Here is a 16,104-nt window from a genome sequence, read left to right on the forward strand (position 1 = left end):
CGTCCCCGTCCGGTACGTTCTGTGGGTGCTCGAGCAGGGGCGAACGTACCGGACGGGGACAGTCGCGGCCGCGCGGTCAGGCGGCGCGGAGGCGGTGGGGGAGGGCGCGGGCGGCGGCGCCGAGGGCCGCCTCCGCCGCCGGCTGCGTCGACGCCGGCACGGACGACGTGCTCATCACCACCACGGCGAGCCGGGTGCCGTCCGCGTGCTCGACCACGCCCGCCTCGTGTCGCAGGTTCAGCAGCGTCCCGGTCTTGGACGCCCACACCGCGTCGTCCGCTCCCAGGTCCGGTGCCAGCCGGTGCCGGATGAGGCTGGCGCGCAGGTCCTCCCGCAGCCGGGCAGCGGCGACCGGAGGGATGCCGCGGTCGTGCCAGACGGCGGCCAGCAGGTCGGCGAAGGCGCGGGCGGTGCCGGCGTTCGTCCGCGCGACGTCCAGCTGCCGGACCGGGTGACCGCTCGCCGGGGTGCTGCCGCGGATCGCGAGCGTGTGCGCGAGGTGTGCGTCCTCCGGCGCCAGCCGCTCCAACGGGGTGTCGGAGAGGTCGGCGAAGGGATGCCGCACGGCGATGCCGTGCACCCCGATGGCCTCGAGGTCGGCCATCACCTCCGCGGGCGGCACGATGCGCAGCAGCGCGTCCGCGGCCCCGTTGTCGCTGATGGAGATGGCCAGCGAGACCAGGTCGTCCACCGCGATCGTCGACGGGTGCCGGAAGCGCGTCGTTCCCGGCAGCGCCTCGGCCGGATCCCCCGCCGGCACCGCGATCGGCTCCGCGCCGTCCAGCCGGCCGTCGGCGATCCGGGTGAGCACGGCCAGCGCGATCGGGATCTTGGCGAGCGACGCGGCGGGCGTCGGAGTGTCCGGGTCCAGCCCCAGCTCGCGCCCGGTGTCCAGGTCGCGCACCAGGATCGACGCCCGCAGGCCGGCGCCGGCCAGGTCGGCGCGCACGCCGTCGAGGAAGCGCGCGTCGCTCATCGCGTGCCCCCGGGCGGGGCCCCGAGTGCGGCGGCCAGCTCGTCGCCGACGGCGGACCGCACCGCCGCGACGTCGTGGTCGCTCTGGCCGGTCAGCACGTAGCCGCGGGCGAGCGCCAGCCCGGCGAAGGGTCGCCAGTGCAGCCCGAGCTCCGCGGCCTCCGCCTCGGTGCAGAGCAGCAGGTCGCCGTCGCTCAGCACGGCCGCGACGGCGGCGGTCGTCGCATCGTCGACCGGCAGCTGCCCGGGCAGCAGACCGGACGCGAAGCCCGCCCGCTGCAGCACGTCTCGCACGTGCGGGACGTCGTCCTCCGGGCCGATGCGCAGCCGGGCACCGGCGTCGCCGTCCCGGACGCGGCCGGTGCGGCTCGCGCGCAGCGCCTCGATGCGCAGGGCGGGGCCCGCCGCGCGACGCCCGGCCGCGCCGAGCTCGGCCGCCCAGGTCCCGTCGGCGGCGGGGACGCTCGCGACGGCCAGCCGCACCCCGTTCGCCGCGGCCAGTTCCGCACGCCGGCCCGGTGCGGCGGGCACGAACTCGATGCGGAGTCCCGCCGCGCGACCCGCCGCGTCCACCACGGCGAGCTCGCGCGTCGCGCAGCCGGATGGGACCGCGATCGTCACCGGCCGGAGCCGCGCGCGCTCGGCATCCAGCTCCAGCTCGTCGGCCAGCCGGACCAGGCGCCGCGCGGACGGCAGCAGGTCGCGCGCGAACGGCGTGAGGCTCGCGCTGCGGGCGGTGCGCTCCAGCAGCGGGCCGCCGAGATGCTGCTCCAGCGCCAGGATGCGGCGGCTCGCGACCGATTGCGCCACGTGCAGAGCGGCGGCCGCGCCGGTCACGCTGCCGCGCTCGCCCACCTCGACGAGCACACGGCAGGCGGCGATCAGATCCACATCCCTCACTCTAGAACGATGCTCGATCGGCATGATTCGGCGCATTCCGGTCTTCGACAGGATCGCCCGGCCGGGCGAGGCTGCCGTCATGGACACGCGAAAGAGACTCCTCTCCCTCATCGGCGGCGCGGCGGTCGCCGCAACCGTCGCGATCGCCGGCTGCGCCGCCTCCCCGGCCGCGACCGCGCAGCCGGCCGCCGTCGCAGCCGTCGCCCGCGCCGCCTCCGCGCCCGATCCGTCCCCGGCCGGCGGGGGCGCCGCCCTGCAACGCGCCTTCGCCGGACTGGAGCGCAGCCACGCGGCGACACTCGGCGTCACCGCCATCGACACCGGCACCCGCCGCGTCGTCTCGTATCGCGGGGGCGAGCGGTTCCCGTTCGCCTCCACCAACAAGACCTTCATCGCCGCCGCCACGCTCCAGGCGGCGACCGACGCCGACCTCGACACCGTCGTCCACTACTCGTCGGCCGACCTGCTGGAGTACGCGCCGATCACGAGCCGCTTCGTCGACACCGGCATGACGGTGCGCGAGCTGATCGACGCGATGCTCCGCTTCAGCGACAACACCGCGGCGAACCTCCTGGTCGCCCGCCTGGGTGGCCCGGATGCCGTCGAGCGCTGGCTGCGCGGGATCGGCGACCGCACTACCAGCGTGGACAGGGTGGAGCCGGAGCTCAACGAGGCGACACCGGGCGACGTGCGGGACACGACGACACCCGCCCAGTTCGCCGCCGATCTGCGCAGGGTGCTGCTCGGCTCCGCCCTCGGCGTGAGCGACCGGACGCTGCTGCGCAACACCATGCTGGACTGCACCACGGGGGACACCACGATCCGTGCGGGGGTGGACCCGGCCTGGCCGGTGGCCGACAAGACCGGGACCGGCGAGTACGGCGTGCGCGACGACATCGCGGTGATCTACCCGTCCGGCCGCGCGCCGATCGTCGTCGTCACGATGTCGAGGAAGGACCGCCCCGACGCGACGCCCGACAACGCTCTGCTCGCCGCCGCGACGACAACCGCGGTGGCCGCCCTCCGCGGCTGAACGCGAGTGTCCCCGCCCGGCATGCCCGTCCCTGCGCGAGCAGGGCGGGAACGTACCGAACGGGGACAGTCGCGGGTGCTCCCGCGCCGCGGTCGGCGGTGGGACGATGGCGGGGTGGCGGCCGCAGCGGGCCGCCGGGAGGGATGCGCGCAGATGGACAACCTGGAGACGGCCGAGACGGCGATCCGGCAGGCGCGGGCGGCGCTGACGACCGCCGCGCAGACGCCCGGCGGCTGGGCGGAGCCGGTGCGGCTCGCGCTGGACGCCATCGAGAGCGCGGTCGCCGAGCTCAGCGAGCTGCGGGACCAGCCCCGCGAGAACACGGGGGAGTCCGGCCCGGACGCCTCGTTCATCCGCTGATCCCGCGCCGCCGCACTACGCTGCCAGCATGAGCGACGAGCACCTGCGCGCCGTCCGGGCGCGTTTCGACGACCGGGCGGCCGAGTACGACGACAGCAGCATGCACAGGGCGCTCGCGGCCGAGGTCGCCGCGTTCGCCGAGGTCCGCCCGGGCTCCGACGTCCTCGACGTCGCGACGGGGACCGGGCTCGTGCTGCGCTCGCTGCGCGACGCTCGGGCCGGGGCGCGGCTGACCGGCGTCGACCTCTCGCCGGGGATGCTCGCCGTCGCCAGGGAGCGCCTCCCCGAGGCGACCTTCGTGGAGGCGGACGCGACGTCGCTCCCGCTGCCGGACGCGAGCGTCGACGTGGTGATCTGCGTCACGGGCCTGCACCTGTTCCCCGACCCCGCCGCCGCGATCGCCGAGTGGGCGCGCGTGCTGCGCCCCGAGGGCAGGGCCGTGACCGCGACCTTCGGCCGGATGGACCCGGCCGAGCACGGCGGCCGGCACGGCGCGCCCCAGCCGCCGTCGTACCCGACGCATCACGAGCTCTTCGAGACGCCCGAACTGCTCGCCGCCGCCGTCGCGCCCGCCGGCCTCTTCCTCGCGCGGCACGCCTGGTGGACCTCGGGCGCCGACCGCATCCTCCTCGCCGAGCTCACCCGCTGACGCCCTGACCCCCGCGCGTCCCGGCGGGCGGCCTCAGAGGGCGTCGGGGTCCAGGTTGAGGGTGGTCGTGGCGTAGAGGGTCTGGCCGCTGCCGAGGGTGCCGTTCCCGGCGTTCAGCCAGACCAGGTCCTGCACCGTGATGCCGAACCGCTGCGCGACGGCGTCCGTGGTGTCGCCCGCGGCGACCTTGTAGCGCTTCGGCGCGCCGGCGGCGGTCGTCGCCGTGACGGTGCCGCCCGCGTTCGCGATCGCGCCGTGGTCGACCGGGTGGACGTTGGACTGCCGCACCGGCACCGACCAGCGGACGGTGTTCACCGCAAGCACCTTGTCCGGACCGAGCTCGACCGGGACGCCCGTCGCCGAGGGCGCGGAGGAGTACGTCACCAGCGCCGCGAGGTACGACGGCTGGCTCTCGCTGCCGAGCGTCCCCGACGAGGACGCGGCGCTCGTGGTGGGGCCGCCGAGCCGGTGGTCGCCGACGCCGTGATAGGTCAGGCCGTCCCCGACCTCCGGCGGGATCTGGAGGAAGGTCGCCGAGACGGGCACCGGCACCGTCGAGGTGAACCGCGTGTACTCCGCGGTGTAGGTGTTGTCGCCGTTCGCAACTACCCGGTAGTGGTAGTGGATGCTGCCCTTGGGCGACGCGACGTCGCCCTCCGCAACCACCGTCCCCTGCGGCACCGGCGTCAGTGTCGGCGGCGGTGGCGGCGGGGTCGGGCTCGCGGACGGTGTCGCCGTCCCGGTGCTGCGCCCGTCGGCCGCCGGCGCCGTGGTGGCGGTCGGCTTCGGCGTCGCGGTGCGGGTCGGCTTCGCGCCGTGCGCGTCGCCCCCGCCGAACAGTGCGCACCCGGTCAGCGCGAGCGTCAGCGCAAGCACCAGCGCCGCGGCGCCCGAAGCGCGTGCGGTCAATCGAACAGTCATCGTTCCCCCTCGGGGAACCCTACACGGCGGGCACCGGCGCCAGGTAGCCGCTCAGGGAGCGCGCGACGACCGCCGCGCGGGCGGCGACATCGGCGGTGCCGCCGACGGCGCCCGACTCCGCCCACTCGCGCACGGCGATGCGGACGGCGCCGATGCAGGTGACCGCGAGCAGCTCGGCCTTCGCCTCGAACGAGACGGCGTCGGCGTCGGCGTCGGACGCCCCGGCTCCCGCGCCCGCCTCCGCGGCCAGCAGCTCCGCGACCGCCGAGACGAGCCCGGTGCGCATGTCGTCGAGCCGCCGCATCCGCCGGCGGATCAGGCCGGGGTTGCGGGAGGCGATCAGCATCCGCGCCTCGTGCAGGTCCGGGTCCGCCTGGTCGGCGGGCAGCCCGAGGAACAGCGCGTCGATGAGCGTGGCGACGATGTCGCCGCGGTGCTTCTCGGCGAGGTGCGCGGCGACCAGTTCGCGGTCGGCCCACGCGCGCCGGAAGCCGAACAGCGCGTCCTCTTTGCTGTCGAAGTAGTTGAAGAAGGTGCGGTGCGACACCGGGACGCGCGCGCAGATGTCGTCGATGGTCACGTCGTCGAGCTCGTTGTCGAGGGCGAGCTCGACGGCCGCGTGCTCGAGGTCGGAACGGGTCTGCGCCTTCTTGCGCTCGCGGAGCCCCAGCGGCGCTGCGGGGGTGTTCGGAAGATTTTGCATAGTCGGAAATTTTGCGTGAATGCAGATTGTTAGTTGATTTTGGTCACCTAACTATATATGGTTGCTCATCGTCAACCAAAACGTGCGAAGGAAACACATGTCAGAAACTCATGCGGCCGAGGAGGCGAACGCAGCGCCCGCGATGTCGCGTCGCCAGGTGCTCGAGTCGCTCTCCGGCCTGCTGCTCGGGATGTTCGTCTCGATCCTCGCGGGCACGGTCGTCGCGACCTCGATGCCGGTCATCGTCCACGACCTCGGCGGCGACCAGACCGCCTACACCTGGATCGTCACGAGCACGCTGCTCGCCACCACCGTGTCCACGCCCATCTGGGGCAAGCTCGCCGACCTGCTCAACCGCAAGCTGCTCATCCAGCTGGCGCTCGTGCTGTTCGTGCTCGGCTCCGCACTCGCGGGCTTCTCGCAGGACACCAACATGCTCATCGGCTTCCGCGTCGTCCAGGGCCTCGGCGCCGGCGGTCTGACCGCGCTCAGCCAGATCATCATGGCCGACATCATCAGTCCGCGTGAGCGCGGCCGCTACATGGGTCTCTTCGGCGGCGTCATGGCCGTCGGCACCGTCGGCGGCCCCCTGATCGGCGGTCTGCTCACCGACTCCGTCGGCTGGCGCTGGAACTTCTACGTCGGCGTCCCGATCGCCATCCTGGCGATCATCCTGCTCCAGATCACCCTGAAGCTGCCGAAGCGCAGGAAGAAGGTGCGCATCGACTACCTCGGCGCGATCTTCATCGCCGCCGGCGTCTCGCTGCTGCTCATCTGGGTCTCGCTCGCCGGCAAGGACTTCGACTGGTGGAGCGCGCAGACCATCTGGATGGTCGGCGGCTCGGTCGCCCTGCTCGTGGCCGGTGTCATCACCGAGCTGGTCGTGAAGGAGCCGATCATCCCGCTCGGCCTGTTCAAGAACCGCACCTTCACCCTCGCGGTGATCGCGTCGATCTCCGTCGGTGTCGCGATGTTCGGCACCTCGGTGTTCCTCGGCCAGTACATGCAGCTCGCCCGCGGCGCGACGCCGACCGAGTCCGGTCTGCTGACGCTCCCGATGATCTTCGGCCTGCTGCTGTCGTCCATGATCGTCGGTAACCTGATCAGCCGGTTCGGCAAGTGGAAGGCCTACATGGTCGTCGGGTCGATCCTGCTGACGGTCGGCCTCTACCTGATGAGCACCATCGAGTACGACACCAACTACGTCGTGGTCTCCGTCTACATGTTCGTGCTCGGCGCCGGCGTCGGCATGGTCATGCAGAACCTCGTGCTCATCGTGCAGAACACGGTGCGCCCCGAGCAGCTCGGAGCAGCCAGCTCGAACGTCGCCTTCTTCCGCAGCCTCGGCGGCACGGTGGGCGTCTCGGTGATGGGCAGTCTCCTCGGCACCAAGGTGGCCGACATGCTCGCCGACAAGCAGGCGGACCTGCAGGCGGCCATCGTGAAGCTCGGCGCCCAGGGCGCGGAGGTCGCGAAGTCGCTGCAGAGCGGTTCCATCCCGCAGCCGAGCAAGCTGCCCGAGGGCGTTCGCGTGATCATCGAGTCCGTGTACGGGCAGGCGGTCGCCGACATCTTCCTGGTGGCGGTTCCGCTGGCGATCATCACGATCATCGCGATCCTGTTCCTGCCGAACATCACGCTCGGCAACAAGACGGCCATCGAGCGGATGCGGGACGAGACCCCCGCGGTGCAGGCCGAGCAGGCGGAGGAGACCGTGGTGGAGGTCGCGGAGGCTCTGATCGGCGCCTCCACCGGCTCCCTTCCCGCGGTCCGGCCGGAGGACGGCGCAGAGCGCCGGCGCTCCCAGGAAGGCCGCTGAGCGGACCGGCTATGATCGCGCCCATGAGTGAGACGGGACGGGCGGTGCAGGGCGACCTCGCCACCCGTCCCGTCGACCCGAGGACCGACGAGGCGATCGCCGGCGTCGAGGAGCAGTTCACGATCCTCTTCAACCGGGTGAGCGCCGGGATGCGCGACCGCGCCGCGCGCGTGCATCCCGACCTGCAGCCGGTCGGCTTCAAGCTGCTCAGCACGCTGGTGCGCACCGGGCCGGTCCATGCCGGCGCGCTGGCCGGGATGCTCTCGACGGACAAGAGCGTCGTCAGCCGCCAGGTGCGCATCCTGGAGGAGCTCGGCTTCGTCGAGCGGCAGACCGATCCCTCAGACCGCCGCGCCAGCTTCCTGGTCGCGACGCCCGCGGCCATCGAGAAGGTCAACGAGGCGAGGGCCGCCGACCAGGCCCAGCTCTACCGCAACCTGCGCCAGTGGGGCGCCCCCGACGTCGAGCGCCTCGGCGAGCTCCTCGCCCGCCTCAACGACCTCGTCTGAACGCACCTGTCCCCGTCCGGTACGACCGGCCCTGCTCGAGCGGGCCGGGAACGTACCGGACGGGGACAGTCGTCATCAAGCGGCGGGGAGGCGCATCTCCAGGACGGTGCCGGTGGGGCCGGTGGCGGCGACCCGGACGTCCCCGCCGTGCCGCACGGCGACCTCGCGGACGAGCGAGAGGCCGATCCCGAAGCTCGCCCTGGTGCGGGCGCCCGGCGGCTCGGACGCCCGCGCGAACCGGTCGAAGATGCGCGCCGGGTCGATGCCCTGGATGCCGGCGCCCCGATCGGCCACCCGCAGCACGGCGTCCCTGCCTTCTCGCCGCACCGTGACCGCGACGGTCGACCCGTCCGGCGCGTGCGCGATCGCGTTGTCGAGCAGCGCCGTCGCGCAGCGCTGGATGCCGGCGGCCGGGACCGTGGCCGTCACGTCGTCCGCGTCGAGCGAGACGGTGACCCCGGCGTCCCCGGCCAGCAGCCGCATCGCCTCGACCGCACGGGCGACCGGCGCGGCGAGCGGCGTCGGCCCCGGGTCCGGCTCGCGCTCCGGGTCCGCCGCGAGCAGCAGGTCGTCGACCACCTCGATCAGCGTGCGGGTGTCGGCGCGCAGTTCGGCGACGGTCGGCGCGGACGGGTCGTCCGGCGGCAGCCCGCGCTGCAGCACCTGCAGGCGCGCGTCCAGCACCGCGAGCGGCGTCCTCAGCTCGTGCCCGGCGTCGGCGACGAAGTCGCGCTGGAGGCGCAGCGCCCGCCCGAGCGGCCGCACCGCCCTGCGCGTGATCACGACGCTGAGCACCCCGGCCACTGCGACGGCGAGCACCCCGACCACCGCCAGCGCGATCAGCGCGGCGGTGACGTCCACGTAGATCTTGTGCTCGCCCGGCTTCGGCGGCTCGCTGAGCTCGGCGGGCCGCAGCTGATCGAGCACGTAGAGCACGGCGACGGCCAGCGCGACCACCACCAGCGCGCCGGACGCGATGGTCACCTGCATTCCGACGGTCCGGGACGCGCGCCGCACCTCCCGCGAGTCGGCGTCGTCCACGCGCGGCCGCCTGGTCACGGCTGCCCCAGCCGGTAGCCCTCGCCGCGGACCGTGGTCACCAGGTCCGGGTCGGTCTTGCGGCGCAGGTAGTGCACGTAGGTGTCGACGGTGCCCGGCTGCTCGTCGGCCTCGAACACCGCGTCCAGGATCTGCCGGCGCGAGAACGTGCGCAGCGGGCTCTCCGCCAGCAGCCGCAGCAGCGCGGCCTCGCGGACGGTCAGCTGGATGCGTCCCTCGTACGGCGAGTAGATGCACCGGCTCTCCGGGTAGAAGCGCCACTCGCCGACCGGCAGCTCCTTGCCCTCCCCGGTGAACGTGCGGGTCATCGCGCGCAGCCGGGCGAGCAGCTCGTCGAACTCGAACGGCTTGACCAGGTAGTCGTCCGCCCCGGCGTCCAGGCCCTCCACCCGGTCGCGCAGCGAGCCGAGGGCGGTGAGCATCAGGATGGGCGTGACCACCCGCTTCTCGCGCAGCGTCGACACCAGGGTCGCGCCGTCCATCCCGGGCAGCCGCCGGTCGACGACCAGCGCGTCGAAGCCGCCGTCCAGGCCGGCGGCGAGGCCGCTGTCGCCGTCGGCGACGCGGGTGACCTCGTAGACCTCGGCGAGCACCTGCTCGATCAGCGGACCGAGGCGCGGGTCGTCCTCGACCAGGAGCACCCGCAGTCGATCCGCCGCCATGCTGCTCAACCTACCGCGACCGCCCGCGCCGACCACCAGTTCCGCACCAGCCGGAGCAGCGCGTCCACCAGCAGCACGGCGGCGGTCGCGTAGACGAGGCTCGCCAGCACGTCGGTGGGATGGTGGACGCCGAGGTACACGCGCGAGAACGCGGTGACGAGCGGGGCGGCGACGGCGAGGACGAGCAGCGGCGTGCGCAGCCGGCCGGCGCCGAAGGTGAGCAGCAGCGCGAGCCCGAGCGCGACCGCGAGGCTGGTGTGCCCGCTCGGGAAGCTGTACCCGGTGTCGGTGAGAACGTGGTGGGGCAGCTCGGCCGGGAGCGGCCGCGGCCGCCGAACGATGTCCTTCACGACGCTCGAGCCGAGCCAGGGGAGGAGCGCGAGCGCCGCGAAGGAGACGGCGGCGCCGATGCCGCGGCGCAGCCACAGCCCGGCGCCGATCGCGCCCACGATCGTCAGGGCGGCGACCGGGGAGAACAGCACGCCGTCGGTCAGGGCGACGGCGTCGAGGAACGGGGCGCGGGCGCCCTCGATGGCCCGGATCAGGGCGATGTCGCCCGCGGTGACGGCGGGCGTCGCACGGATCATCAGCCCGGCGAGCACGACGGCCAGGATGACGCAGAGCGGCACGACGACGGCGCGTGCGGGCACGGCGGCGCGTCTGCCGGTGGCGATGGCGGTGGTCACGCGGGTCTCCTTCCCTCGACCGTCCACTCTGAACCGGCCGCTCCAAGACGCCGCTAAGGATCCCGCGGCGTGCGGCGTCTCAGAGGTTTCTGGGAGCGGGCGGAGCATCCTGGGCGGATGCTGCGCAACAAGGTCCCCGCCGTCACGGCGCTGTTCTGGGTCGCCAAGCTGCTCACCACCGCGATGGGGGAGACCACCTCCGACTGGCTGGTGCGGAACGTCGACCCGGTGCTCGCCGTGATCGGCGCGTTCGTGGTGTTCGCGGCGGCGCTCATCCTGCAGTTCGCGGTGCGCAGGTACATCCCGTGGGTCTACTGGCTGGCCGTGCTGATGGTCGCCGTGTTCGGCACGATGGTCGCCGACGTGCTGCACGTCGAGCTCGGTGTCCCCTACCTGGTGTCGACCGTCGCGTTCGCGGTCGTCCTCGCCGCCGTGTTCTCGCTCTGGTACGCGACGCAGCGCACGCTGTCCGTGCACCGCATCGACACGCGTCCGCGCGAGTTCTTCTACTGGTGCGCCGTGCTCGCGACTTTCGCGCTCGGCACCGCGGTCGGCGACCTCACCGCGACGACGTTCGGCCTCGGCTACCTGGCCTCCGGGATCCTGTTCGGCATCCTCTTCGCGGTGCCGGGCATCGCGTACCGGTGGTGGGGCCTCGGCGCCACCGCGGCGTTCTGGACCTCGTACGTCCTCACCCGGCCGTTCGGCGCCTCGATTTCGGACTGGCTCGCGGTCTCGCACGCGCGCGGCGGCCTGGACCTCGGCACCGGCCCGGTCAGCCTGGTCCTGTTCGCGGGGATCGTGGTGTGCGTCGTGCTGATGAGCGCACGGCGCTCCCGCGGTCAGGAGGCGGTGGCCCCGGAGGCGACGGCGGCGTCCTGACCGTCCTTGCGCGCGATGCTCCGCCAGGTGTGCAGGATCTCGCCCGGCGCGCCCGGCCCGTACCGGAACAGCCGGACCGCGACGAACAGCCCGAGAGAGGCGACCAGCCAGACCGCGAGCACGATGTACGGCTCGGCGTGCAGGTCATCGGGGAAGTACGTCAGGTCGCGCACCGCACGCACGGTCGCCCCGGTGGGCAGCCAGCGGCCCATGAACTGGTAGAACGGCGGCAGCAGCTCGGGGGCGACGGCGCCGCCGGAGGACGGGTTGCTGATCAGCACGAACACGATCCAGGTCGGCAGCATCGCCCAGCGCGCCCCGATCAGCACCCGCCAGAAGCTGTAGGTGGCCCCGGCGATCAGCATCGTCAGGGACAGGACGCCCCACACCGGCAGGAACGGCAGCGGCAGGATGTCCAGCAGCGGCCCGACGGTGAACGCGATGACGAAGCCGCCGAGGACCGAGCGCGCGACATCCCAGAACAGCTCGCCGGCGAGCGTCAGCTTGGCCGCGTTCACCCGGGTCTGGATGGCGCCGACGAACCCGATGATCACCGCGGCGAGCGACATGTAGAACAGCACCAGCCCGTTCGGGTCCTTGGGCGCGAGCGGGTGCGCGTCGATCACGGTCACCGGCCGCCCGATCGACTCCGCGAGCCGCGGGGCGTCGGACTCCAGCAGGCGCGCCACCGACGCACCGGATGCGCTCGAGACGTAGAGCCGCGCGGTGCCGTCCGGCTGCTCCACCAGAGCGCCGTAGACCTCCTGGTCCCGGATGGCCGCCTCCGCGTCCGACTCCGTCTGGTACCGGTGCACGACGAACGTCGTCCCCGTCCTGGACTCCAGGTCGGCCGCGAACCCCGCCGCCGGCCGGGAGTCGGAGACGAGGCCGATCGGCACGTCGTGCGGCTGCGGGTCGCCCATCGCCCAGGCGTACGCCCCGGCGAACAGGGCCGCGATCACCGATACGATCAGGGTGACGACGAGGGCCGGCAGGTGCGGGCCGTCGCGGAAGCGGCGGGGTCGGCTCGCTGCGGGCGTGGCTTCGGTCATGGCGTCCCTCCCGGTTCCATTTGAGCACGGCTTTGGTACCCTCTGTCGGGTATGCAGTCGGCATCCCCTACCCCCCGCGTCCACGGCCGCCGCTCGGCGGGCCGTCGCGCGAGCGCACCCGCCCCGGTGCTGAGGATGCCGCTCCACCAGCGGATGGGCGTCGCGCTCGCCGTGATCGGGCTGGTCTGCGGCTTCTCGATCGTGCCGACCGACTCGGCGCTCGCCGCGACCCTGGTGACCGCGCCGGACACCACGCTCGCGCCGGGGGAGGCGCCCGCCGACCAGCACCTGTTCACGGACGCGACGCTGGCCGCTCCGGTCGTGAACCGGGAGACGCTTGGCGCGACCGACAGCATCACGAGCCTGGCCAGGGTGGGCACGAACGAGTCCTGGGCGAAGCTCGTCCTGATCTTCGGCGGCTGGCCGCAGACCGAGGAGAACATCGCCGTGATGATGCGCTGGATGCGCCAGGAGAACGGCCCTCCGGACTGGTGGAACCGTAACAATCCTCTCAACAACGGCTACGGCTCCGGAGGCGGCGCCGGGCTCGGCAGCTACCCGGACCTGGTGACCGCCGCCAAGTACTGCGCCGAGAACCTGCAGCGCGGCTACCCGGGCATCGTGGCGGGCCTGCAGGCCGGCACCGATGCGAACGCGACCGCCGCCGCGATCTGGGCCTCGCCGTGGGCATCCAGCCACTACGCGAACGGTGCCCACTGGAGCACCCGCCCCGTCGAGGTCGTCCAGGCCCCCGCCTCCGCCTGGGGCAACTGACCGCACCCCTCGGGAAGGATCGCGCGGGCTAGCGCGCCTCGGAGGGAGCGCCCTCGCGCGTGATGATCGCGGCGTCGCCGTCCTCGTCGAGGCGGGCGCGCAGCGGGCGGCGGAAGGCGCGGGTCAGCACCAGCAGCGTGATGATGCCGATGGTCAGCCAGACCAGACCGTAGGTGAGCGCGTCCAGGTGCAGGTTCGCCCAAAGCACGCCGGTCAGCAGCATCCCGATCGCCGGGAGCACGATGTTCCGGAGGATCTGCTTCCCGCCGCGGACCTCGCGACGGCGCAGCGCGAAGTGGATGATGACCGTCGCGTTGACCACCGTGAACGCGATCAGCGCGCCGAAGTTGATCATCGACGACACGAACTCCAGTGTGAACGCGGCCGCGAGCAGCGAGACCGCTCCGACCAGCAGGACGGCGGTCGCCGGCGTGCGGAACCGCGGGTGCACGAACGAGAGGAACCGCGAGACGCGGCCGTTGCCGTTGCGCGCCATCACGTAGATCATGCGCGAGACGCTCGCGTGCGAGGCGAGGCTGGACGCGACGGCCGCGGCGACGGCGGCGGAGATGAAGAGGATCTGGAACAGCAGCCCGCCCGTCTTCAGCGCGATCTCGGGCAGCGTGTCGTCGGTGAAGCTGAAGCCCGCCATCGTCGGGAACCGCGACTGCGCGAACCACGCGGCGACGAAGAAGATCGCCCCGCCGATCATCAGCGCGAGCACGATGGCGCGGGGGACCGTGCGGGCATCCTTCGCCTCCTCCGTGTACATCGTGATCGCGTCGAAGCCGATGAACGAGAAGCAGACCACGGTCGCCCCGCCGATCACCGCGCCGAGGTGCACGCCGGAGTGGTAGAGCGGCTCCAGACTGAACGCCGTCCCGTTGCCCGCCCCGGCGTTCAGCGCCGTCCAGGTGAGCACGACGAACACGGCGATCAGCACGATCTGGAACGCGACCAGGATGCCGTTCACGCGCGAGGTCGACGACATGCTGAACAGGTTCATCGCCGTGATCACGACCACGTAGCCCACCACCCAGATCCAGCCGGGCACCTGCGGGAAGAACGACTCCAGGTAGAGCCGGACGATCAGCGCGTTCACGAGCGGCAGCAGCAGGTAGTCGAGCAGCGACGACCAGCCGACGAGGAAGCCGACGTTCGGGTGGATGGTCTCCGACGCGTACGTGTACGCCGAGCCGGCGGACGGGAACACCCTGGTCATCCGGCCGTAGCTCACCGCGGTGAACACCATCGCGACCAGGGCGACCAGGTAGGCGGAGGGGACGACGCCGTTCGTCTCGCCCGTGACGATGCCGAACGTGTCGAACACGGTCATCGGCGTCATGTAGCCGAGGCCGAGGCCCACGATCGCCCACAGGCCGAGGGACCGTCGCAGTGACGTTGGTGCGGGGGTGGAGGACACGCGAGCTCCTTCGCTCTAGTCGGGACGAGTCATACTAAGCCCCTCGAAGTGCGAAATCCGAATCGATCGCAACGGATTACATAGCAGATTCGAACATTTGACGCCGGAATGAGTGCCGAATCGGCGTTTCGACCTCCGTTTCCGGCAGTCGACGGATGTCAGCTTCTCGCGAGCCACTCCCGCAGCCGCGGCAGCGGCCAGGTGGTCACGATCCGCTCGGCCGGCACCCCGTTCGCGGCGGCCCGCGCGGCGCCGTAGGCGAGGAAGTCCAGCTGGCCGGGGGCGTGCGCGTCCGTGTCGATCGAGAACAGGCAGCCGGCGTCGAGCGCCACCCGGATGAGGTCGTCCGGCGGATCCTGGCGCTCCGGCCGCGAGTTGATCTCGACCGCGACGTCGTTCTCAGCGCACGCCGCGAACACCGCCCGCGCGTCGAATTCGCTCGGCGGCCGGGTGCCGCGCGAGCCGGTGACCAGGCGGCCCGTGCAGTGCCCGAGCACGTTCGTGTGCGGGTCGCGGATGCCGCCGAGCATCCGCGCCGTCATCGTGCGGCTGTCCGAGCGCAGCTTGGAGTGGATGCTCGCGACCACAACGTCCAGCCGGTCGAGCAGCTCGGGCGTCTGGTCGAGCGTTCCGTCCTCGAGGATGTCGACCTCGATGCCGGTGAGCAGGGTCACCGGCCCGGTGTCGAGCCCGGCGATCACGTCCAGCTGCTCCGCGAGCCGGTCGGCGGAGAGGCCGCTCGCGACGGTCAGGTTGGGGGAGTGGTCGGTGATCGCCTGGTACTCCCGACCCAGCGTCGCCGCCGCCGCGGCCATCGCCTCGATCGGCGTGGTGCCGTCCGACCACTCGGTGTGGCTGTGCAGGTCGCCGCGCAACTGTGCGCGCAGCTCGGCGCCTCCCGCGTCCAGCGGCTCGGCGTTGCGTTGGCGCAGGTCGGCGAGGTAGTCGGGGACGCGGCCGTCGACCGCCTGCGAGATGACCTGGAACGTGCGGTCGCCGATCCCCTTGGTGCGCTTCAGCCGGCCGTCCGCGGCGCGGGCGGCGACCTCGTCCGCGCCGAGCGGGGCGATGATGGCTGCGGCCTTGCGGAAGGCCTGCACCTTGAAGGAGGGGGCGAGCTCGCGCTCCAGCCAGAAGGCGATCTCGGTCAGGGCGGCGACGGGGTCCATGCGTTCATGCTCCCACCGCACCGCCGACGCCGACAGCACGCATAGACCGCCGCTCAGAGGTCGGGGGTGGGGGTGGGCGGTGCCGGTTCGTGGGGGTCGGTTTCGGGGGTGAGGATCGTGAAGCCGACGGTTTGGGCGCGGGGCGGCGCTACGGTGTAGGCCTCGACTCCGAGGAGGTAGCCGTCTTGTACGTAGTAGCGCGTGAAGCGGTCGTCGGCGGGCGGGCGTTCGTGGGCCTTGTACCGTTTCCAGCCGTGGTCCTGCAGCCAGGGTTCCAGGTCGTCGGCGAGTTGGGTGGGGGTGCGCGGGCCGTCGGGGTGGAGAACGGCGAGCTGCTCCCAGTAGTAGTACTTGGGCCATTCCTTGTAGTAGTCGCTGGCCGCTCGCATCCCGCCGATGTTGTCCGTGAGTGTCTTGATCTCTGGCTCGGGGATCTGGGCGATGATCTCGGCACCCCACCCGTCGGCGCGGCTGATGAGAGTCGTGAGTTGGGCTTGCTGGGTGGCCACCTGTCTTGCCTCCTGTTCC

18 protein-coding genes are annotated in these 16,104 nt (G+C 72.5%); 7 read left to right on the forward strand and 11 right to left on the reverse strand.

Annotation, left to right across the window (positions count from 1 at the left end; all coding sequences use genetic code 11):
* Window positions 1-76 precede the first annotated feature (76 nt).
* Window positions 77-976, reverse strand: coding sequence for a serine hydrolase (locus tag ACTHMF_RS13315; protein WP_440318215.1), 900 nt, complete (start codon window positions 974-976; stop codon window positions 77-79).
* Window positions 973-1,866 (reverse strand): LysR family transcriptional regulator, encoded by an 894-nt coding sequence (locus tag ACTHMF_RS13320; RefSeq protein WP_440318217.1) that lies wholly within the window; start codon window positions 1,864-1,866, stop codon window positions 973-975. Before ACTHMF_RS13320 ends, ACTHMF_RS13315 begins: the two co-directional genes overlap by 4 nt.
* Before the next feature lie 88 nt (window positions 1,867-1,954).
* Here ACTHMF_RS13320 and bla point away from each other — a divergent pair, with 88 nt between their 5' ends.
* From bla to ACTHMF_RS13335, 3 genes are all read left to right on the forward strand, one after another.
* Entirely contained in the window at window positions 1,955-2,908 is a 954-nt protein-coding gene (bla, locus tag ACTHMF_RS13325) for a class A beta-lactamase (protein WP_440318218.1), read from the forward strand.
* A gap of 114 nt (window positions 2,909-3,022) precedes the next feature.
* Window positions 3,023-3,268 (forward strand): hypothetical protein, encoded by a 246-nt coding sequence (locus ACTHMF_RS13330; protein WP_440318219.1) that lies wholly within the window; start codon window positions 3,023-3,025, stop codon window positions 3,266-3,268.
* A 28-nt stretch (window positions 3,269-3,296) separates the two neighbouring features.
* Window positions 3,297-3,917, forward strand: a complete 621-nt coding sequence (locus tag ACTHMF_RS13335) for a class I SAM-dependent methyltransferase (RefSeq protein WP_440318221.1) — start codon at window positions 3,297-3,299, stop codon at window positions 3,915-3,917.
* Window positions 3,918-3,950: 33 nt separating this feature from the next.
* Here the strand turns inward: ACTHMF_RS13335 and ACTHMF_RS13340 are convergent, their stop codons facing one another.
* Both ACTHMF_RS13340 and ACTHMF_RS13345 read right to left on the reverse strand, forming a co-directional pair.
* Window positions 3,951-4,838: a LysM peptidoglycan-binding domain-containing protein gene (locus tag ACTHMF_RS13340; protein ID WP_314147871.1), complete on the reverse strand. Its 888-nt coding sequence runs from the start codon at window positions 4,836-4,838 to the stop codon at window positions 3,951-3,953.
* Window positions 4,839-4,857: 19 nt separating this feature from the next.
* Window positions 4,858-5,541, reverse strand: coding sequence for a TetR/AcrR family transcriptional regulator (locus ACTHMF_RS13345; RefSeq protein WP_440318223.1), 684 nt, complete (start codon window positions 5,539-5,541; stop codon window positions 4,858-4,860).
* Window positions 5,542-5,638: 97 nt separating this feature from the next.
* Here ACTHMF_RS13345 and ACTHMF_RS13350 point away from each other — a divergent pair, with 97 nt between their 5' ends.
* Window positions 5,639-7,360, forward strand: a complete 1,722-nt coding sequence (locus ACTHMF_RS13350; RefSeq protein ID WP_314147869.1) for an MDR family MFS transporter — start codon at window positions 5,639-5,641, stop codon at window positions 7,358-7,360.
* A gap of 23 nt (window positions 7,361-7,383) precedes the next feature.
* Complete coding sequence (locus tag ACTHMF_RS13355; RefSeq protein ID WP_314147868.1) at window positions 7,384-7,869, forward strand: MarR family winged helix-turn-helix transcriptional regulator; 486 nt, start codon at window positions 7,384-7,386, stop codon at window positions 7,867-7,869.
* A 75-nt stretch (window positions 7,870-7,944) separates the two neighbouring features.
* Here ACTHMF_RS13355 and ACTHMF_RS13360 read toward each other — a convergent pair whose 3' ends face one another.
* The 3 genes from ACTHMF_RS13360 to ACTHMF_RS13370 are packed head-to-tail and all read right to left on the reverse strand — an operon-like array spanning window position 7,945 to window position 10,276.
* Window positions 7,945-8,910, reverse strand: coding sequence for a sensor histidine kinase (locus tag ACTHMF_RS13360; protein ID WP_440318226.1), 966 nt, complete (start codon window positions 8,908-8,910; stop codon window positions 7,945-7,947).
* Between the two features lie 14 nt (window positions 8,911-8,924).
* A complete protein-coding gene (locus ACTHMF_RS13365; RefSeq protein WP_440318228.1) occupies window positions 8,925-9,590 on the reverse strand; it encodes a response regulator transcription factor in 666 nt (221 codons plus the stop codon).
* 5 nt (window positions 9,591-9,595) lie between these two features.
* Window positions 9,596-10,276: a phosphatase PAP2 family protein gene (locus tag ACTHMF_RS13370; protein ID WP_440318230.1), complete on the reverse strand. Its 681-nt coding sequence runs from the start codon at window positions 10,274-10,276 to the stop codon at window positions 9,596-9,598.
* Between the two features lie 69 nt (window positions 10,277-10,345).
* Here ACTHMF_RS13370 and ACTHMF_RS13375 point away from each other — a divergent pair, with 69 nt between their 5' ends.
* Complete coding sequence (locus ACTHMF_RS13375; protein ID WP_440318232.1) at window positions 10,346-11,158, forward strand: COG4705 family protein; 813 nt, start codon at window positions 10,346-10,348, stop codon at window positions 11,156-11,158.
* Here the strand turns inward: ACTHMF_RS13375 and ACTHMF_RS13380 are convergent.
* Window positions 11,119-12,210: an ABC transporter permease gene (locus tag ACTHMF_RS13380; RefSeq protein ID WP_440318234.1), complete on the reverse strand. Its 1,092-nt coding sequence runs from the start codon at window positions 12,208-12,210 to the stop codon at window positions 11,119-11,121. The two genes, ACTHMF_RS13375 and ACTHMF_RS13380, sit on opposite strands and share 40 nt — an antisense overlap.
* A gap of 135 nt (window positions 12,211-12,345) precedes the next feature.
* Here ACTHMF_RS13380 and ACTHMF_RS13385 point away from each other — a divergent pair, with 135 nt between their 5' ends.
* Entirely contained in the window at window positions 12,346-12,984 is a 639-nt protein-coding gene (locus ACTHMF_RS13385; protein ID WP_440318236.1) for a hypothetical protein, read from the forward strand.
* Window positions 12,985-13,012: 28 nt separating this feature from the next.
* Here ACTHMF_RS13385 and ACTHMF_RS13390 read toward each other — a convergent pair whose 3' ends face one another.
* The 3 genes from ACTHMF_RS13390 to ACTHMF_RS13400 form a co-directional block, all read right to left on the reverse strand.
* Complete coding sequence (locus ACTHMF_RS13390) at window positions 13,013-14,407, reverse strand: APC family permease (RefSeq protein ID WP_440318238.1); 1,395 nt, start codon at window positions 14,405-14,407, stop codon at window positions 13,013-13,015.
* A 158-nt stretch (window positions 14,408-14,565) separates the two neighbouring features.
* Complete coding sequence (locus tag ACTHMF_RS13395; RefSeq protein ID WP_314147860.1) at window positions 14,566-15,576, reverse strand: PHP domain-containing protein; 1,011 nt, start codon at window positions 15,574-15,576, stop codon at window positions 14,566-14,568.
* Between the two features lie 53 nt (window positions 15,577-15,629).
* Window positions 15,630-16,085, reverse strand: coding sequence for a hypothetical protein (locus ACTHMF_RS13400; protein ID WP_440318241.1), 456 nt, complete (start codon window positions 16,083-16,085; stop codon window positions 15,630-15,632).
* Window positions 16,086-16,104 lie beyond the last annotated feature (19 nt).

This window comes from Leifsonia sp. (assembly GCF_051955155.1).
Taxonomy (GTDB): Bacteria; Actinomycetota; Actinomycetes; order Actinomycetales; family Microbacteriaceae; genus Leifsonia.